We start from the raw sequence: 17,467 nt of genomic DNA on the forward strand, positions 1-17,467 counted from the left end.
CTTCGGGCAGCGCGGAGTGGGCTGACGTGGGCTTCATAAACGACGAAGACGGTGCAATCAGGAAGCCATGGCCGACTTGTGCATTTTTTCCATGGTTTTTTTGCCGCATTTTCCGTCATGGGCCTTGATGGCCGTTTTACTGACGCAATGTGCCTCCTTCGCCTTGGCGTTATTTGCAGCTTTGGGGGGCATCTTGTTCATGTTTTTTGAGCAATTGCCTTCCTGTTGACCCTTGCCCATCATCTGCGAGCAATTACCTTCATTTTTGGCGCTACTGCCCATCATGGCTACTGGCTGCAGGGTCGCCGTGCCAATGGTGGCGGCAATGGCGGTTGCCGGTAATGCCGCCATGGACAAAGCAAAAGCGGAACCGAGTGCAGCAGAAATATAGGTTTTTTTCATGACAAATCCTCAATAAAGCAGGTTTTTAGGGAGCAGGCCATGGTGACGCCCACCCCCGGCTTGACTACGAGCAATCTCTCACAGCACATGAAATCCTGCAACTTTATTGTAAACAAAGGTAATCTGAACCAGAACCTGCTGGCCGTTGGCCATGGTCAGGCGCCATATTCCGCTCCGATATTTTCCTTCGTTCAGGGTGGTCACATAATTCGCCGTCCAGTGATTTTGCAGGTCCAATTTTTTATCAAGCCCGGCAGCCATTTCCTTAAAGCTTTGCGCTGAAGCCGCTGTCGTGAACTGGGTATCTGCATTTTGTGTCCATAGGTTAAAATCCTTGTGAACCAGGGCTGTCATCAAGCGATCAAATTGTTTTTGGCTGTGATCAGGTGCCGAAATGCTGCAGTCGCCGGGATTGGCCGCCCATGCATTCTGAAAAATAAACGGCGAGGTGCTGCACAGTAATACCAGTAAAGCTCTTTTCAGCATTCTGTTTTCCTTTTTTCAATCATAGCGAGATGAAATTTCAGTCAATCATTTATGCTACAAGAAGAGGCTACCAGCGGCCCCGAGGCCAATATCCCCAACCGGGTCCGTACCAACCAGGAAAGAAACCAAAGCCGGTCCCGACAAAAACCTGTTGCTCCACCTGTGCACGGGGCGGTTCTATAGGCCACAAATACACGGTATTCGCTGCCAGCTTGGGATAGGTATAACTGAACTGACCTACATCATGGTGCTCAGTGCCGGTAATCATTCCGATAAAAGTGACCTCACGGTCGGGACGATAAAGCATGGGATCATAAAAACCGGGTGCACAGGCCACAAAGCGACCAATATGCGCCTCACCTTCTTCCGACTGGGGTCTGCCATTATTACGCAGGGGTTCACCCATGACGGTGAAGCAGGTTTGCTGCGTTTCGGGTCGGGTTTCAATGATTTTACCACCCCAGCGAACCTGGTGGCCATTGAAGTTGCCGCTTTGTGCGGCGACAGGGGTGATGTTTGGAAAACTACCACTGACCGGAGTAACAGTTGCGCAACCGGAAAGGCAGGCCGCACTGATCAGGGTGGTCCATAAAGCCAAGCGTTGCTTCGTCATGATTTTGCTCCGCAAAAATGAGACTGACCCGCATATTGACCGACATAATCCTGGATTGGTTCAAAGCCAGTCCAAGCCCTTGAATTTTAGCTTAACGGGAAGTTCCCGGTCTACCGTCATGGGCTTTGCTCCGACTTCCCCAGTAGCTGACAGCAAATAAAATGACAGCCATGACAAGTTCCTGCGCAGCCGGGATCAGCCATCCTCTGGGCCAGGACTGAAACAAAACCATGGCAATGGTCAGCGCGCCAAGAAGAATCATGACTCCGGCCAGGCGCGACAGTACCGTAAATACATTTTTGGCAGTGAATATGCCAATGCCGCGATGAACGCCGATTCCCCGCAGAAAACTGTCCAGTTTTTGTGGCGAAATCAGATAGACCAGTGCCAGGACCAGAAAGGCAAGGATGCCCAGTGCAATGATGACTCCAATGATACTCATGATATTGACCATGGGCATGACGGCTCCTCCATGTGGATTCTCCATAAACAGTATACCCTATACGACCATATCTGGGACCAAAAGTTGGTTTCAAGTGTAATGGCGTCGGCTAAAAATGCGGACTGCCTTCCTGTAGCCCGGCAAAACGCGCTTTGAGAAAATCTATCAGGGCGCGTACGGATGCGTTGTCCTATATATGAGACGCTGATAAGCAAATTTGGCCACTACGCATGTTTTGGATCAAGATCTATATTAATAGCGTAGCCAGTATGGACGCTTCTCAAGGAGATCAGCATGAAAAAAATATTGGGTATTTATGATGCACCGCCTTCCCATTGGGTCGGCGATGGCTTTCCGGTCAGTTCGATGTTTTCTTATCATCAACACGGCAAAATCTTGAGCCCTTTTTTGCTGCTGGATCATGCCGGGCCTATGCATTTTACCCCCAGTGAACAGCCGCGTGGCGTGGGTACCCATCCGCATCGGGGTTTTGAGACGGTCACCATTGTTTATAAGGGCGAGGTCGCGCACAAGGATTCAACCGGTCGTGGCGGAATAATTGGCCCCGGCGATGTGCAATGGATGACTGCGGGCTCAGGAATTTTGCATGAGGAGTTCCATTCGCCAGCATTCACGGCAGCCGGGGGCGAGCTGGAGATGGTGCAACTCTGGGTGAATCTTCCGGCGCGTAACAAAATGACGACGCCTGCTTATCAGGCCATTGTAGATGGAGATATTCCGCAAGTGGCGTTGCCGGAACAGGCTGGATCATTACGGGTGATTGCAGGTGAATATGCCGGAGAAAAAGGCCCGGCCCAAACTTTTTCGCCGCTACAGGTCTGGGATATTCGCCTGCTGGCCGGGGGGCGCAGTCAATGGACGCTGCCCGAAGGATGGAATGTGGCGCTGGTGCTGTTGCAAGGAGAAGTGATGGTGAACGGTGAAAAGGTGCTACAGGCTTCGCAGATGCTGGTGCTGGATGCTGCGGCCCAGGATTTTTCCATCGAAGCCCACAGTGATGCGGTGCTTTTGCTGCTCAGTGGCGAACCGCTGGATGAGCCTATTGTCGGATATGGTCCATTTGTCATGAACACGGAAGCGGAAATTCAACAGGCCATTGCAGATTTCAGAAGTGGCCGGTTTGGGCAGATGGAACAATGATTATCATTCTTTGCTGTCGACAAGAAGGTTTTCGATCCGGCGATCTGGAATCAACCATAAAAAAGCGAGTCCCAGATAAATAAGTTTGGCACCTGTGGGTGACCATTGAGCGGAAATAATGCCTATGAAATAGAAGACGGGCGAGACTTTTCCTTTCCAGTCCCGACCAATGGCGCGCCGCAGGGTCGGTGCTCCGGCTGCGATAATGCGCTGCTGAAGGATGAAATAGGCAATGGCAGCCATGAAAAGGACCACGCCGTATAATTCTGTCGGTGCTGTGGCGAAATGGTTTTCACCCATCCAACTGGTGACGAAGGGAAAAAGTGATAACCAGAACAGCAGATGCAAATTGGCCCAGAGAATACTGCCGGTGATTTTTCCACTGGCTTGCAGCATGTTGTGATGGTTGTTCCAGTAAATACCGACGTAAATGAAGCTCATTATGTAGCTGAGAAATACGGGCAGCACGGGTAACAGTGCTGCCATATTTTCCCCGTGAGGTACCTTCATTTCGATGACCATGATGGTGATGATGATGGCAATAACACCATCACTGAAGGCTTCCAAGCGGTTTCTGCCCATACTTTCTCCCTGACTGTCTGCAGCTATTTGATCATAAAAAAGGCAGTTGGCTTGGGGGCTTTTTGCTCCAACGTCCCTTGCCTGTTGTTCTAAGGCTCACCCTGCTGTCAGGAGAGAACTCGCCCTTTGGGCTCAAACAGCTCTCCTGACGGGCGCAGGATTTCACCAAGAACAACAACGGCGCGGGCCAAAGTCGCGGCAAAGCCCCCAAGCCAACTGCCTTTTTTAGTTTGATCAGTCAGGGTATATTAAGCATGATTATTCCGTGAGGGAATATTTCGGGCTTACAAATCGCCCCAATCCGGTTCAGCCAGACGGTATTGATCATTGTCATATTGATAGCGTCGTTCCCAGGGGCGCGGAGTGAGTTCTTCTCCAGTTTGCTTGATGGCCAGCACCTGATGCAACGCCGACCAGTTACGCCAGAAGGCGTAAGCGCATCCTGCCATATAAATGGCCCAGATCCGATAGCGTTTATCTCCGATCATGGCGATAGCTTCGTCCTTATGGGCTTCCAGGCGATCTACCCAATGAATCAAGGTCTGGGCATAGTGTGGACGCAGGTTTTCGACATCAATCACCTCAAGATTCTGTCCGGCCATATCCCGGACGAGGCGCCAGAGGTGAGGAATTTCCCCATCGGGAAACACGTATTTATCCATGAAATCACTGCCGGAATGATGTCCCCCCTCGTCATCCTGCTGGCTGGCGGTAATACCATGATTCATGACCCAACCGCCTTCCTTGAGTACCCGGTTGATGACTTCAAAATACTCGGGTAACTTGGCACGACCCACGTGCTCGAACATGCCGACGGATGACACCTTGTCAAAATAATCGCGTTCGGGAATATCGCGGTAGTCCTGCAGACGAATTTCTAGCCGATCGGCGAGACCTTCTTTTTCAATGCGCTCTTTGGCAAAGGCAAACTGTTCTTCACTGAGGGTAACGCCCACCCCCTGAATGCCATAGTGTTTAGCGGCCCAGGTCAGCAGGCCGCCCCAGCCACAGCCAATATCCAAAAGTTTTTCGCCAGGTTGCAGATGGAGCTTGCGACAGATGTGATCCAGTTTCTGCTCTTGGGCAACATCAATATCTTCTTTGCCGGTTTTGAAATAGCCACAGGAGTACACCATGTTGCGATCTAGCCAAAGCTTGTAGAAGTCGTTGGAAACATCGTAATGATAGTGAATGGCTTCCTTGTCCTTGGCTTTGCTGTGTAACGCCTTGTGGAGAATGCCGGTTTTGGGCTTTTTGGCCGGAAATGCGTCGCTGAGGCCTTCGGCAACGGCCAGAATGTCCTGGTAGCGTCCTTCAATGCCAATATTGCCTTCCACATAACCTTCGCCTAATACGTCCAGGGCGCTGCCGGTGAGTAACTGGGTAATGACCTTGGCGGATTTGAGATGCATGGTGACCAATGTGGGTTCATCGAAAGCATATTCGTGACCATCCCAAAAAAAGACCCGTAAGGGCAGCGCCTTGCCATTGAGGCCTTTTTTGACATGATCCAGAAAGGTGGTTCGTAAGTCTTTCACGTAACAACTCCTTTAATTAGCAAGTGAAATAGTCAAAAGTCTTCTATTGGGGTCGAAACCCCCTGACTTGATTATAGAACAATCCATTTCCGTCCATTTTGCACACTGTGCGAATCGGGGTGACGGAAGGCACCCATTTAACGGGTTCCTGCACTGGCAACAATAACCAGCACCACAACCATGGCGACGAGGATATAGCTGGCATAGGTATTTACGTGTCCTTTGTGCATTTTGGCGAGGCGACTCGCGATGTACAGGGCCACGCGAATGCTGGGCCGGATGACCAGGCGTTCGGAGATGTTGGTAATAACCTGATGGTAACTGCGTGTCAGTACAAAGGCGCCGTGGCGTTCTTCGTTTTCTTCAATCAAGGGATGAAAAAATCCCTGAAACACCACACGTACCGGCGCAGCAAAAGTAGTGGCTGTGTAGGTCATTTCCGGACGCAGGCGGGTAAGTCCGCCATCCCACAAGGTATTCCGGGTGACCCGGCGCCGGCGTATAACGCGCACCAAAATCCACACGCTGCCAAGCATCACTACCAGTACCCCAAAGGTGAGCAAAGTGGACATGGCGTAGACCACCGGGGCAGGGGTTTGATCAAGATGCATCACGACCAGGCTGCGCAAGGGCAGAAATGCTCCGCCCAGGCTGGCCCCAATGGGATCCAGGGCATGACGGATAGCCATGGGAACCTGGCTGGGAATATGGAAGAAATCAGGCACCAGAGAAGCCGTGGGATTCGTCCCCAGCAGGGTCGCCGCCAACCTGGACAAAACCGGGATGACGAGGGTAGCGGCCAGGCCCAGTAACAAAGCCAGCAATGCCAACAAGCCCATGGGCAGCACGACCGTTAGGGGAGCTTTTTTGGCGTTGGCAGCCTGAGTGGAGCGCGGCAGTCCCATCAGGGCGCTACCGGGGAGCATGATAAAACAGGTCAGGGCGAGCCCGGAGGTCAGTGCCAGCAGGGCCCCGGAGAGCGCGAAAGTGATGCGCACGGGTATATCCGGTATTTCGACGACGCGTAGCAAAGATTCCAGCAATAACCATTCGCTGACAAAACCGTTAAAAGGCGGAAGTGCGGCAATGGCAAAAGCGCCTATCAGGAAAAAGCTGCCCAGAGCCGGGAGGCGTTTCATCAGCCCACCCAGTTCATCCAGGTTATGCGTGCCGGTGCTGGCGTCAATGCCACCCGCGCCGAGAAACAGCAAGGTCTTGAAGGTGGAATGATTAATCATGTGATAAAGACCTGCCACCATGCTGGCACCGCCGAGCAGGGGATGACCATAGGCGGCGAAGGTTAGACCGGCACCAATACCCGCAGTAGCAATTCCCATGTTTTCCACTGAACTTTGCGCCAACAGACGTTTCATGTCTTTTTCAACGAGCGCATAGATAATGCCGATGAGTGCGGTGAGCGCGCCGCTGCTGAGAATAATCAGACCGAGCTGCGGTTGATGTAGCGCAACGGGGGCGTCAATGCGCAAAAAAGCATACAGTCCCAGATTAAGCGTGGCACCGGAGAGTATGGGGGATGTGGAACGTGGTGCTGTGCCATGCGCCGCAGGTAACCAGACATTGAGAGGAATGATGCCTGCTTTCATGCCAAACCCGAAAAATGCCAATAATCCCGCGATCATCAACAAGGTTGGAGACATTTCCGGAACCGCATGGGCAATTCCGGTCAGTTGTGGCGTGCCAGCGGCAGAGGCGAGCAGCAACAGGCTTACCAGGCCGGCCAGACTCCCCAATTCAGAAAGCGCGAGGGTGAGCAGTCCTGCGGCAACAGGTTTGCTTTGCCGGGTTTCAAAGGTGATGAGACCCCAAATAGCCAGTGCGGCCAGTTCCCAGCAAAAAATGAAAGCAACAATACTGCCAGCCAGGAAAAAGCCGATCATACTGGCTAAAGTCAGCATGGCAATGCCCAGAAACAGGCCACGTCGTCCCGATGCATAAAGGTTGGCATCGCGCGTCACAAAGGGAATGGCCACAGCAAAAACACTGGAGGTGATAAGTATGAGCAGACCACCCAGTGGAGTTTGTACAAAATCAAAGGGGCCAATGATGGGCAGACTGAGGGTGATCAGTGGCAGGCTCTGCCCTGCGGCAATAGCTATAATGCCCTGAATGCCCGCCAGCACACAGGCGCTGCTCATCAGCAACCAGGCGAGCAGGGCGGGAATCCGGCGGCCAGGAATCAGCGCCAGTAATGGACCAGCGGCAAAAAGCAGGTAAGCAATGATGTAAAGCATCAGGGCTGTTCCTCCAGAGCGGCAGGTGCTACGCGTCCGACCAGGCTGAGCAACCCATGAATAATGGCGAGAGGCGGTGGCGGGCAGCCAGGTAACCACAAATCTACCGGGACAATTTTTTCCAGACCACCTGCACAGGCAAAACTCTCGCCAAATACCCCGCCATTGATGGCGCAGGTTCCCATGCCCATAACCCGTTTGGGTTCAGGCATGGCTGCGTAAGCCTTGCTGATGGCCGTGCGCATGGCGTCGGTAATCGGACCGGCAACCAGCAGGACATCGGCATCGCGGGGCGTTGCGGTCACGAAAATACCGAGACGATGGAGGTTGTAGGGAGGTGCATCAATCAGGCGGACTTCATTGACACAGGCTCCGCAGGCCCCGGCATCTACGTACAGCACCTGAAGAGAACGCGTAAAACGTGATCCCAGAGAAGGCTGGGCGGAAGTGCTGGGGGCTCCCCAACTGAAATCCGTGGTCCAAGGCAGAGCATTTTCGCCCTGGCGGCAGCGTTGGCAATGAATACAGTGGGAAAAATCGACCGCGACGCCATCAGTCTCATCCTGGCTCACGACTTTCAGTGCCTGGGTGGGGCAAAGTGCAGCAATTTCTTCAGCACGCTCAGTCGCTCCGGCGCGGGGGCGCCCCGGCGTAATGCCGGGGCTGTCTTCCGCACCATCTGGCCAGGAGGTCGTGGTGATTCCCCGTTGCAATCCATAATATGGCCAAAAGCTCATCAGCGATCGTTCTCCGCAATGGACAGGCCCCAGGTGGCCAGAATGATGGGAAAATCCTGAAATGCTGCGCCTTCAATGGCTCTTTCAAAAGCATGCCAGTTGCGAAAACCCGGAGTGCCAAGGCGCAGGCGGGTAATAGTGCCGTCACCGGTGCAGCGCAACCAGTGAAAGGTGGCACCAGAAGGTGCTTCCACCCAGGACAGGGCATGACCTTCCTGAATCGGACAAGGCGTTTGTATTGGCCCATCCGCGATGAAAGGTAGCAACTCCAGAATGATTTTTACGCTGATTCGGCTTTCGGCAAAAAATATGCGCAGTCTCGCGTAACCATCCCCTTCCTGTTCTACCGGAATATCCGGTGACAGGAATACGTATTGGCCATAAGGCAAGTTGCGACGCAAATCAATGCTTCTGCCGGAAGCGCGGGCAATGGGACCAACTACGCCATATATACGCGCCAATTCATTATCCAGAGTACCCATTTCCTCAATGCGGTCGAGAAAGCTGGAACTGTTTTCCAGTTGTTTTTCGAGCTGCTGCATGCGTTGGTTCAGTTCTGGCAGCGTTTGTCTGAGCAGTTTGATTTTGCTTTCATCCAGGTCTTCCCGAAGACCGCCGGGCGTCAATACACCAAAAAAATAGCGATGTCCGCAGAGTCGGGCACTGAGGCGCAGCAAGTCTTCGACAATTCCCTGGGCTAGTGCCTTGGCTACAGACAGCGCCGTGGACCCGGCAATTTCCGCAATATTTGCAGCGTGGTGGCGGATACGTTCCAGTTCCGCAAACACGATTCTTAATTGCTGGGCGCGGGTGGGGACCGGACAGGCAGCAATCTGCTCCAGCGCCTGACAATAAGCCCAAGCATGGGCAAAGGCGGAAGCGCCGGCAAAGCGTTCAGCCAGGAGCAGGCCTTGATCTACCGTGCGCCCTTCGGCGATTTTTTCGACGCCGCGATATTTGTAAAACAGGCGGGTATGTAAATAGCGAATCTGTTCACCGGGGGTTTCCAGTAGCCAAAGACCGGATTCGTTGAAATCTCCCCAGACGGGACCGACGGGAAAAACCATGGCCCCTTCTTCCTGCAAAAGACGGGGGGGTGCCCAGTCCACTCCAGAGCCATGCAGATCAGGACGATGACTCCCGTCAAAACGGCGGCGCATGGGATCGAGGCCTTCCGGCCAGTCATCGTCATGCAAGACAAAATCGCCCAGGAACGGATGTCCACTGAAACGCAGGCCATATAAATCCCAGGCCTCCCGCTCATGCCAGTCAGCGGCATGCACCGTATCACTGATAGCCGGTAATTCTGTACCCGTCGGGGCCTCTACTTTGAGTTCAAGCAGATTGCCGGTGGAGGGTAGGTAAAAAAAGTAATGCACAGTCAGTGCATCTGCACTTTCTTCAACCAGAAGGGTGGCAAATTCGGCCTCTTCCTCTTCCACCAGGTGGCGGGTCAGTTCGGGTAGCTGTTCGGCAGGACAGAGCAGCTGCAGCCATTGTTCGGAACGCTTATGCAGTTGCAGACCGGGAATGCTCTGCAACCACTCCGGCAATGTCTTTGGAGTACTCATGCGGGCACCTCCAGCATGAGCGCTGCTTCATGCACCAGATGGAGCAAGGGTGCCGGGAGATAAAAGCCAAAAACAAACATCGGAATGAAGGCGATGGCCATAGCTGCCAGACTGCTGCGGGGAATCCTGATGGTCGGCGCTGTGTGCTGTTCCGGGACATTGTCCGGGGCGCCAAAAGCAATCCGCGTAGCCTGATAGGCGAGGGCAATAAATGCAATGACAATGAATGCCGTTAACAGGCCGGTAGGCAGATACTGACCACTGCTGTAACCCGTATAGAGAATTTCGAATTCCGACAAAAAGAGTGCAAAGGGTGGCGCGCCGGCGATGGCCAGAGTGCCGAGCACCAAGGCCCAGCCTACAGCCGGAGAACGACTGATCAAGCCTCTTACTTTGGCAATTTCCTGGGTACCAAAAATAATCCCCGCCAAACCCGCCGCAAAAAAGCAGAAGGACTTGGTAAAACCATGGGCAAATAGCTGATAGACCGTTCCCTGTTCGTGAATAGCGGCACCAATCCCGCAGGCGGTGAGGATGATGCCCATGTGTTCGATAGTGGAATAGGCAAACATTCTCTTGAAGTCATGCACCTGCAGTAACATGAATGCAGCACTTCCCACCGTAATGAGACCGGCAGTCATATACCAGGCGGCCGGATCATGAATGCCCGGATTTGCCGCCAGCGCTGGGTAGATGCGGAGCAGCATATACAGGGCAGCACTGGTTTCCACGCCCGATAGAACCGCGCAGACAGAAGCGGGTGCCTGGCTGTGCGCATCCGGGAGCCAGGTGTGCATGGGCACCAGACCCGTTTTGGCGCCAAAACCAATCAGCCATAGCACAAAAGCCAGGAGCAGCAGGGGAGCAGACATATGCGGCGCGGCACGCAGCAAGCCATCCCAGGTGGGTGCTTGACCGGCTGTATGCGTTCCGTAGTACAGCATCAGGACGCCGAGCAAAGCAATCATGGCACCCATGCTGGTCAATGCGACATATTTCCAGGCCGCTTCCAGTGCTTCCGCACGATCTTCATAAGCCACCAGAAAAGCAGAAAATACCGTGGTTAACTCAATGGCAATCCACATTAATGCGAGGTTGGCAACCAGTGGAACGGCCAGAATCACCAGGGCGAACACATTCATCAACGGAAAATATTGGCGATAGCGGGGTTCGGCTTCGTCCTTAGCTTGTTCTTGCTGTCTGGCCCATAAATACCCTATGGCATAGAGGGACGACGTGAAATAAACAAAACAGACCGGAAGTAAATACAGGGCACCCAATGCATCCAGGGCAAACAGACCATCGCTGGCATGGATAGGACCCTGGGCTTCGACATGCCACGCCGCGCTGATCCCTAAAATCAGGGTGATGAAAGCCGCCAGGACACTGAAGTAAGGTGCTGCACGCCGATTGAGCAGCGCGAGCAGGGCGCCGGACAGGGGCACCAATAAAATAAGAGCAGGCAACCAGTCATTGTTCATGGAGTTTATCCAGTGTACCCACCCGGGTAGAACCTGTGACTCGGCGAATACTGCGAATGAGTAAACCGATGACCAGGGCGACAATCGGTACATCGACGGCTGCTGCAATTTCGGCAATAACCGTCAGGTTGTGCACAATGGCTATGGACCCAAAAAAGGCGCCGTTTTCCATGATGAGTAAACCCATCAATTGCGCAACGCTTTCGCGGCGCACGGCGACCGTAAACGCTCCCCAAAGCACCATGATCAATCCGGTCGGCAGATTGATGGCTGCAAAGGGCACACCATGTAGGGTCGGCAATACTGGCGCTACTGCAAACCAACCAACCAGAGCGAGCATGGCGGCAACCAGCACCGAGGCAGGTATTCCCATGGCCTGATCTACTTCGCGGCGACCATATACTTCTTCGCCAGCGGCCCAGCGCAGTACCAATGGGACAGCAATGACTTTGGTGGCGAAGGTGATCAGCGCCACCCAGAGCAGGTTGACCGCTTGCAGGGCGTAAGCCAGTGCCAGAGCAGATGCCGTCAGAGCGCTGGCTTGCCACATAAAAAAGCGCAGGGAGGCCAGCATCTGTCGGGACACCATGACTCCCAGTCCGAATACCACAAAAAGAGCCGCTATCGAGCCGTCAATGCTCAGCATAATGGTGCTGACCGGGGCCATCATGCGATGCCTACCAGGCGGATGCTGACCGCAAAAAGACATATAACAAAGGCTACGGCCAGGAATTCAGAAATACGGAATAGCCGCAACTTGGCGAGGGTGGTTTCAACTAGTGCCAGAATAATCACAAAGGCCAGCAATTTCAGGAGCACCAGACCCATAGCAGAAAGCACGGCGGTCCACTGGGTCGTGGGGGCCAGACCCCAGGGGGTGACGAGGACATTTACAAAAATCAGGGCCAATACCATGAGCTTGCTGGCCCCTCCCCATTTCATCAGGGCCGCGCTGCTGCCCGAATATTCCAGTCCCTTGGAATGACCAATCATGGCAATTTCCACTTTTCCTGCGGGACTATCTACCGGAATACGCCCTTCATCAGCCAGAATGAGCAGAAAAAAAGCCAGAATGACCATGAGGTGTGTGGGTTGCAGCATGCTGCTCCAGGAAGCCCCCCAGGTGGCATTCACAAAATAAGGAATGGTGCTGTTAGCCACATAGGACACGCTGAAAAACACCATAATAAAAACCGGTTCCGCCAGAAAGCCCACCATATGGGTCCGGCTGGCACCTACCGCAGCGTATATATTGCCGGTATCCATGCCCGCAAGGGCTACGAAAAAACCGGAAACAGCCATCAGGAAGCCTACGGCCACCATATCGCCCATGAAGGCAAAAAACAGCGGGTAAGCCGTGAAAGCAGGAATCAGCAGAACTACGAAAATAGGCATCACAAAAGCGACAATCGGTGCGAAGCGGAATACCCAGGTGGATTGTTCTGAAACCACTTCATCTTTGCCGAACAGTTTCCAGATGTCGCGATAAGTTTGCCAGATGCTGACCCCGCTTTTACCCTGAATATTTTCTTCGATACGGTGCAGTACCCCTTCCACCAGAGGAGAAAGCACCAGAATAAAAGCTATTTGGCCGAGATTCAGGGCGAGGTGTGTCCAGATGGGGGTCATGATAGGCCTACTTTGTAGCCCAACAACGCCAGAACATCACCAATTCCCATGAGCCCCAGCGCCCATTTCCAGCGGGCACCCTGCACCCAGAGACCCAGAGTGAGGCCGACGCCCATCAGCGTCAGGTTGGCAGCCACTAGGGGGAGAAAAACCAGACGTGGAAACAGCACAGCCACACTGAGAGGAATGGCAGCGCCTACAAAACTGCTCGCCGTAGCGATACTAGCCATGAAGCACCCATTCAATATCGTCAATTACATTATGCCACGAACAGGGATGCTGATAATGTCCGATAAATTCACAGCCGGTTGTCGGAGGTTTTTTGTGAAATCTGAGTTTGGGAATTGCAGGGATAACATGGGCGGTACCATTATTGCAAATCCAAAGATCTACGCCGACTTTAGGATATTCTTCGGTCTTTCTTAAGACTCTGTCGGTGAGACTTTCGACGGACTGTTTGAGCGCAACGATTTGACGCATAGTCAGATCCACGCAACCCTGTATGCTGTTTTAACTATTAGGATGAATGGTTTTATTAATTTAAAAATCATCAAATTGCCTCCCACATGCCAAATGATATTTGGGGTCATGTAGAAGTCATCAGCCACAATGGCGGTTATTTGGTGGACTTCATCACCATGTCAATTATTTTATTATTATGCAGTTAATCCGTCAAGTTTTATCGCTGTTTTATTTTCTGTTTTTTTATATATTTTTAAGATATTCGGTCAAACCTTTCTTGTGCCGAAACGCGTACTGCATGGGCCGGATGTTTACACAGTTTTTCGAGTGCCTGACGTTTTTCAGTACCTGCAGGCAAATGATCAATGGCATTGAGAACGGCCATGCCCTGAACCACATCAACAGGATAATCCAGGGCGCATTCAGCCAGAGGGCCGGCAGCCTCTGGATGCTTTTGATTGGCGAGACTGAGTATGGCCCCCATTCTTACTTCCGAATGAGGATTTTTGAGCGCCCAGATCAGACGATCATAATAAGGCGTTTGTCGTTCCCAGGCCTCAATGTTACGACCACAAGCCGGACAAAGCTCCACAGCAACCGGAATTTCAGCGAAGCAGAGTGGGCAATAATGATGATTCATGTGCAGCCGCAGTCCGCTTCCCAACGCAGAATGTGATTGCCGGGTACCAGTTCGAGCAGGTGCGGCATGACCGCATCGACGGTCTCCGGCTCGTCGAAAAACTCCAGCACCAAAGGCAGATGCACATTCAGGCGCAAGACATCATCGGCATGAACCACGCCCTTGCTGCCAAAGCCGGCAATACCCCGGAATGCAGTAACTCCATGCACTTTGTACTGATCATGGAGCATGCGAAATATCTCCTCCATTAAATTGTGGCCGTCGTGTTTATCACCTTCTTTGATGTAAATACGGACTACGGAAACGCTGGTCATGATTTTCACCTCTCTTAAATACTGCGGGATACCCAAGCACCGGCAAATGCCGCTGCTACACACAGGAACAGTGAAGAAAACATATAGAGCAAACCTTTCAGTGCTTCGCCGTTTTCAAAAAGAACCAGAGTCTCCAGGGAGAAAGTCGAGAAGGTGGTATAAGCGCCAAGGCCCCCGGTAAGTATACCTGTACGCAATTCTGGACTGAGAGAAATGCGTTCGAGAGTTTCAAAAAAAAGGAAACCCATGATGAAGCAGCCCATGATATTGATACTCAGTGTTGCCCAGGGAAAACCCCGCCCGAATACTGTTTGTACCAGCAAACTCTGTCCATATCGTGCCCAGGCACCCAAAACGGCAAATACGGCGATGAAGCCGAAAGTGGCAAACATTTTTACTCCTTACTTAATTAAATATAAAAAACACTCGCAAAAATAATGATGAGCAGTATTCCGATATAGGCCAGATAGGCATTCAGAGAACCATTTTGTAAGGCCAGTCCCAGCCGGTCGCTCATAATTTGCACAAAACGCACCACGGGACGAAATAACCAGGGACCGAATACCGGGGCCTGACTGTAATCAAAATGCAGTTCACGAACGAAATAATTTCTTTCGCTATGGCTTTTCCGGGTATTGGTGCTGGGGCGATAAACAAAACTGTAGAATTCACGCAAAGCATTGGAAAAAGCCAAAGCCGTGACCGCATTGTTGGCCGGGATCTGGCGTAATCCGTGACCCCAGACCGGTACCCGCTTGCGCCCCTGACGGAGATGACTCCAGCCCAGCATGGCTAATGGAATTAAAGATAATAGCAGTCCCATCAGCAGCAGCAGAGGCGGTGAAATAAACGCAAAATGAAAACGCAGCGGTATCAGAATTGGTCCTTTCACCATGCTGGCCAGGGCGGCGGGAACAGCGGGCCAGTTGTCCTCGGCGAGAAAGCCAAGGGTCCAGGGAAGTGCCGCAGCATACCCCAGAACCAACAAGCCCAATGCGAGAATGGGCCAGCGTCCGGTAATGCGGTGTTGGTTTTCCTCGCGACCCAGTAAACCCAGGCCGAAGACTTTGATCATGGTGGCCAGGGCGATGGCGGCAGTCAGTGCCAACCCCGCTCCACCCAAAGCCAGGGTGACTCTGGCGGCAGAACTGGTCAGATGAAAATCCTGAAAGACCGTCTGAAATAAATACCACTCTCCTGCAAACCCGGCAGTAGGCGGCATGGCGGCGAGACTCATGGCGCCCAGCAGTGCGCCGATGCCCAGGGTCCAGGGAGCGAGTGCCAGCACCCGGCTCTGCGCTATGTTGTAATCGCCGCGCACACTGGCGACCCGGTCGGCACTGAGCATCATGCTGCCTTTGGCCAGACTGTGACCGCCCAGATGAATGAGGCCGACCGTCCAGGCCAGGGTGCTGAGCATATTTAAACCGTCAGCCCGGAACAGAGAGGCAGCGCCCAGCGCGACGACCGCTAATCCGGCGTTTTCAGCGGTGGAAAAAGCCAGCAGGCGGCGCCAGTCTTCCTGCTGAAAGGCATATAAAATAGCCAAAATGGCGGTGATGGTGCCCAATGCAACCAGTAAAATACCGGTGCCGGTGGCGCTGCTCCGAGGTAACCAGTCAAGCATGGCCCGGCCCAGGGCAAAATAGGCCACATTGAGGATGATGCCGGATAATAATGCCCCCGATGCGCCGCTGCCACTACTGTAGGCACCGGGATACCACTCGTAGAAGGGCAAAATACCCAGCTTGGCACCGAAGCCAATAATGAACAAAACGGCAATGCCAAAGGCCGCTGCGCCATAAGTTGCCCAAGACCCCGCCCAGGCCGCAAATTCAGTATTTCTGGCCCCTAGTAATAGCAGGCACAACAACAAAGCGACGGCGCCAATCTCGAGCAGCGCGAGCATATACAAATTGGATTGACCGCTTTTTTCACGTTGTTGCAGCCCGTCGGCGAGCAGCATGATGGCACCGCCAAAACTCAAAAATTCCCAGGCAATCAGAAAGGCGATTCCTTCCTGTAAACCGGCAACCCCGAGACTTCCCAGTAAAGCCAATCCTGCCCCGGACATCCAGATGCCAGGATTTTTGGCGCGGCTGGGTGAAAGGAAGGCGGCCAACGCGGCGAGTCCACCCCAGAATACCAGCCAGGCGGCAGCCGCCTGCAGGTGCCAGGTGACGGGGATGGTGCCCAGGGACCAAAGCTGTCCAGTATCAGGACCTGATCCTGTAGCCAAACTGAGGACACTACCCACCAGTATTGCTATGGTGCCGAAAATGAGGGCAATACGTGCGCCGAAGCTCAGGCGCAGCAGACCAAGAAGAATGGCGAGAACAAAAAGCAGTGCGCCCAGCAGGAAACTATCGAGCATAATGGCCTCCTGACACCTTTTGCGGCATGCGTTCTACCAGCAGCAGCAAGGCATGAATAAGTGCTGCCGGATTGGGTGGACAGCCCGGCAGCCAGATGTCCACTGGCAGAATGTCTTCCAGTCCGGATCCACCGGCATAGCCCTCATCCATGGGCGCGCCTGAGACGGCACACGTCCCTGTAGCCATGACACTACGTGGTTCGGGCATGGCTTCCCAGGTGGCCAGCAGCACGTCGTGCATGGCGGCGGTTACGGGTCCCGTAACCATCAGCAGGTCGGTAAAACGTGGTGAGGGCGTAAAGAAAATGCCCAGTCGGTGCAAATTATAAAAGGGGTTGTCCAGCGCGCTGATTTCGGACTCGCAGGCATTGCAGGAACCGGCATCCACATGGCGAATGTGCAGACTGCGACGCTGGCTGGCCGCAATGCGTTTACGCAGGTCTCCGGCTGCGCTGCTTTCCAGTGCGGATGACCAGATCAGGTCACTGCGCTGACGCACCCCAAAAGCCCAGTCATAGGAACTTTGCATGGCTCCCTCGGGGCATTCTTCCACGCAACGCTGGCAGACAATACAGCGCCCGTAATCAATCACCGGTTCGCCATTCACCTGATGAATGGCCTGAGTGGGGCAGCTTTGCACACAAAGATCACAACCGCTGCGGCAGGCATCAATATTCAGGCGCGGCATGCCTAATACCCCCTCCTGCCCATCGGGTCCACTTTTGGGCCAGCGGGTGGCCGCTTTACCGGCTTTGAGTCCTGTCCAGGTCCATAAAGGCATGC

Annotated in this window: 19 protein-coding genes and 1 riboswitch; of the genes, 1 reads left to right on the forward strand and 18 read right to left on the reverse strand. The window is 53.4% G+C overall.

The genetic code is table 11. From position 1 onward, the window contains the following. Positions 1-57: 57 nt before the first annotated feature. The 4 genes from HJG40_RS09480 to HJG40_RS09495 all read right to left on the reverse strand — a co-directional run bounded on the left by HJG40_RS09480 (position 58) and on the right by HJG40_RS09495 (position 1,961). Positions 58-402 (reverse strand): hypothetical protein, encoded by a 345-nt coding sequence (locus tag HJG40_RS09480; protein WP_215863960.1) that lies wholly within the window; start codon positions 400-402, stop codon positions 58-60. A gap of 78 nt (positions 403-480) precedes the next feature. Continuing rightward, positions 481-888, reverse strand: coding sequence for a hypothetical protein (locus HJG40_RS09485; RefSeq protein ID WP_215863961.1), 408 nt, complete (start codon positions 886-888; stop codon positions 481-483). A 67-nt stretch (positions 889-955) separates the two neighbouring features. Then, positions 956-1,501: a Slp family lipoprotein gene (locus HJG40_RS09490; RefSeq protein ID WP_215863962.1), complete on the reverse strand. Its 546-nt coding sequence runs from the start codon at positions 1,499-1,501 to the stop codon at positions 956-958. A 91-nt stretch (positions 1,502-1,592) separates the two neighbouring features. After that, positions 1,593-1,961, reverse strand: coding sequence for a hypothetical protein (locus HJG40_RS09495; RefSeq protein WP_215863963.1), 369 nt, complete (start codon positions 1,959-1,961; stop codon positions 1,593-1,595). Between the two features lie 276 nt (positions 1,962-2,237). Between HJG40_RS09495 and HJG40_RS09500 the strand changes: the two genes are divergently transcribed. Next, entirely contained in the window at positions 2,238-3,104 is an 867-nt protein-coding gene (locus tag HJG40_RS09500; RefSeq protein WP_215863964.1) for a pirin family protein, read from the forward strand. A gap of 3 nt (positions 3,105-3,107) precedes the next feature. Here HJG40_RS09500 and HJG40_RS09505 read toward each other — a convergent pair whose 3' ends face one another. The 14 genes from HJG40_RS09505 to HJG40_RS09570 all read right to left on the reverse strand — a co-directional run bounded on the left by HJG40_RS09505 (position 3,108) and on the right by HJG40_RS09570 (position 17,465). After that, entirely contained in the window at positions 3,108-3,686 is a 579-nt protein-coding gene (locus HJG40_RS09505; RefSeq protein WP_215863965.1) for a TMEM175 family protein, read from the reverse strand. 284 nt (positions 3,687-3,970) lie between these two features. Further along, positions 3,971-5,224, reverse strand: coding sequence for a class I SAM-dependent methyltransferase (locus HJG40_RS09510; protein WP_215863966.1), 1,254 nt, complete (start codon positions 5,222-5,224; stop codon positions 3,971-3,973). 137 nt (positions 5,225-5,361) lie between these two features. Further along, the gene (locus HJG40_RS09515; protein ID WP_215863967.1) at positions 5,362-7,476 is read right to left on the reverse strand and encodes a proton-conducting transporter transmembrane domain-containing protein; all 2,115 of its coding nucleotides are present in this window, start codon (positions 7,474-7,476) and stop codon (positions 5,362-5,364) included. Further along, positions 7,476-8,213, reverse strand: a complete 738-nt coding sequence (nuoB, locus tag HJG40_RS09520) for an NADH-quinone oxidoreductase subunit NuoB (RefSeq protein ID WP_215863968.1) — start codon at positions 8,211-8,213, stop codon at positions 7,476-7,478. Before nuoB ends, HJG40_RS09515 begins: the two co-directional genes overlap by 1 nt. Beyond that, positions 8,213-9,784, reverse strand: coding sequence for an NADH-quinone oxidoreductase subunit D-related protein (locus HJG40_RS09525; RefSeq protein ID WP_215863969.1), 1,572 nt, complete (start codon positions 9,782-9,784; stop codon positions 8,213-8,215). Before HJG40_RS09525 ends, nuoB begins: the two co-directional genes overlap by 1 nt. Further along, positions 9,781-11,265 carry a proton-conducting transporter transmembrane domain-containing protein gene (locus HJG40_RS09530; RefSeq protein WP_215863970.1) on the reverse strand — a complete coding sequence of 495 codons (1,485 nt, stop codon included), beginning with the start codon at positions 11,263-11,265 and terminating at the stop codon, positions 9,781-9,783. Before HJG40_RS09530 ends, HJG40_RS09525 begins: the two co-directional genes overlap by 4 nt. Continuing rightward, positions 11,255-11,935, reverse strand: a complete 681-nt coding sequence (locus tag HJG40_RS09535) for a hypothetical protein (protein WP_215863971.1) — start codon at positions 11,933-11,935, stop codon at positions 11,255-11,257. Before HJG40_RS09535 ends, HJG40_RS09530 begins: the two co-directional genes overlap by 11 nt. Beyond that, entirely contained in the window at positions 11,932-12,894 is a 963-nt protein-coding gene (locus HJG40_RS09540; protein ID WP_215863972.1) for a respiratory chain complex I subunit 1 family protein, read from the reverse strand. Before HJG40_RS09540 ends, HJG40_RS09535 begins: the two co-directional genes overlap by 4 nt. Then, on the reverse strand, positions 12,891-13,124 hold the full coding sequence (locus tag HJG40_RS09545) for a hypothetical protein (protein WP_215863973.1): 234 nt from the start codon (positions 13,122-13,124) through the stop codon (positions 12,891-12,893). Before HJG40_RS09545 ends, HJG40_RS09540 begins: the two co-directional genes overlap by 4 nt. Before the next feature lie 354 nt (positions 13,125-13,478). Next, positions 13,479-13,541, reverse strand: a riboswitch (Fluoride riboswitch). A 68-nt stretch (positions 13,542-13,609) separates the two neighbouring features. Further along, positions 13,610-13,996 (reverse strand): HEAT repeat domain-containing protein, encoded by a 387-nt coding sequence (locus HJG40_RS09550; protein WP_215863974.1) that lies wholly within the window; start codon positions 13,994-13,996, stop codon positions 13,610-13,612. Next, entirely contained in the window at positions 13,993-14,310 is a 318-nt protein-coding gene (locus HJG40_RS09555; RefSeq protein WP_215863975.1) for a putative PII-like signaling protein, read from the reverse strand. Before HJG40_RS09555 ends, HJG40_RS09550 begins: the two co-directional genes overlap by 4 nt. A 14-nt stretch (positions 14,311-14,324) precedes the next feature. Then, positions 14,325-14,702, reverse strand: a complete 378-nt coding sequence (crcB, locus tag HJG40_RS09560) for a fluoride efflux transporter CrcB (protein ID WP_215863976.1) — start codon at positions 14,700-14,702, stop codon at positions 14,325-14,327. A 17-nt stretch (positions 14,703-14,719) separates the two neighbouring features. After that, the gene (locus HJG40_RS09565) at positions 14,720-16,684 is read right to left on the reverse strand and encodes a proton-conducting transporter transmembrane domain-containing protein (protein ID WP_215863977.1); all 1,965 of its coding nucleotides are present in this window, start codon (positions 16,682-16,684) and stop codon (positions 14,720-14,722) included. Then, positions 16,674-17,465 (reverse strand): NADH-quinone oxidoreductase subunit B family protein, encoded by a 792-nt coding sequence (locus tag HJG40_RS09570; RefSeq protein WP_215863978.1) that lies wholly within the window; start codon positions 17,463-17,465, stop codon positions 16,674-16,676. The genes HJG40_RS09565 and HJG40_RS09570 overlap by 11 nt, the downstream gene beginning before the upstream one ends. Positions 17,466-17,467: the final 2 nt, after the last annotated feature.

It is taken from the genome of Acidithiobacillus concretivorus (assembly GCF_018853445.1).
GTDB lineage: Bacteria > Pseudomonadota > Gammaproteobacteria > Acidithiobacillales > Acidithiobacillaceae > Acidithiobacillus > Acidithiobacillus concretivorus.

Coding starts and splice junctions, on each gene's coding strand:
- HJG40_RS09480 (WP_215863960.1), bottom strand. CDS start 402: ATGAAAAAAACCTATATTTCTGCTGCACTCGGTTCCGCTTTTGCTTTG.
- HJG40_RS09485 (WP_215863961.1), bottom strand. CDS start 888: ATGCTGAAAAGAGCTTTACTGGTATTACTGTGCAGCACCTCGCCGTTT.
- HJG40_RS09490 (WP_215863962.1), bottom strand. CDS start 1,501: ATGACGAAGCAACGCTTGGCTTTATGGACCACCCTGATCAGTGCGGCC.
- HJG40_RS09495 (WP_215863963.1), bottom strand. CDS start 1,961: ATGCCCATGGTCAATATCATGAGTATCATTGGAGTCATCATTGCACTG.
- HJG40_RS09500 (WP_215863964.1), top strand. CDS start 2,238: ATGAAAAAAATATTGGGTATTTATGATGCACCGCCTTCCCATTGGGTC.
- HJG40_RS09505 (WP_215863965.1), bottom strand. CDS start 3,686: ATGGGCAGAAACCGCTTGGAAGCCTTCAGTGATGGTGTTATTGCCATC.
- HJG40_RS09515 (WP_215863967.1), bottom strand. CDS start 7,476: ATGCTTTACATCATTGCTTACCTGCTTTTTGCCGCTGGTCCATTACTG.
- nuoB (WP_215863968.1), bottom strand. CDS start 8,213: ATGAGCTTTTGGCCATATTATGGATTGCAACGGGGAATCACCACGACC.
- HJG40_RS09525 (WP_215863969.1), bottom strand. CDS start 9,784: ATGAGTACTCCAAAGACATTGCCGGAGTGGTTGCAGAGCATTCCCGGT.
- HJG40_RS09530 (WP_215863970.1), bottom strand. CDS start 11,265: ATGAACAATGACTGGTTGCCTGCTCTTATTTTATTGGTGCCCCTGTCC.
- HJG40_RS09535 (WP_215863971.1), bottom strand. CDS start 11,935: ATGATGGCCCCGGTCAGCACCATTATGCTGAGCATTGACGGCTCGATA.
- HJG40_RS09540 (WP_215863972.1), bottom strand. CDS start 12,894: ATGACCCCCATCTGGACACACCTCGCCCTGAATCTCGGCCAAATAGCT.
- HJG40_RS09545 (WP_215863973.1), bottom strand. CDS start 13,124: ATGGCTAGTATCGCTACGGCGAGCAGTTTTGTAGGCGCTGCCATTCCT.
- HJG40_RS09550 (WP_215863974.1), bottom strand. CDS start 13,996: ATGAATCATCATTATTGCCCACTCTGCTTCGCTGAAATTCCGGTTGCT.
- HJG40_RS09555 (WP_215863975.1), bottom strand. CDS start 14,310: ATGACCAGCGTTTCCGTAGTCCGTATTTACATCAAAGAAGGTGATAAA.
- crcB (WP_215863976.1), bottom strand. CDS start 14,702: ATGTTTGCCACTTTCGGCTTCATCGCCGTATTTGCCGTTTTGGGTGCC.
- HJG40_RS09565 (WP_215863977.1), bottom strand. CDS start 16,684: ATGCTCGATAGTTTCCTGCTGGGCGCACTGCTTTTTGTTCTCGCCATT.
- HJG40_RS09570 (WP_215863978.1), bottom strand. CDS start 17,465: ATGCCTTTATGGACCTGGACAGGACTCAAAGCCGGTAAAGCGGCCACC.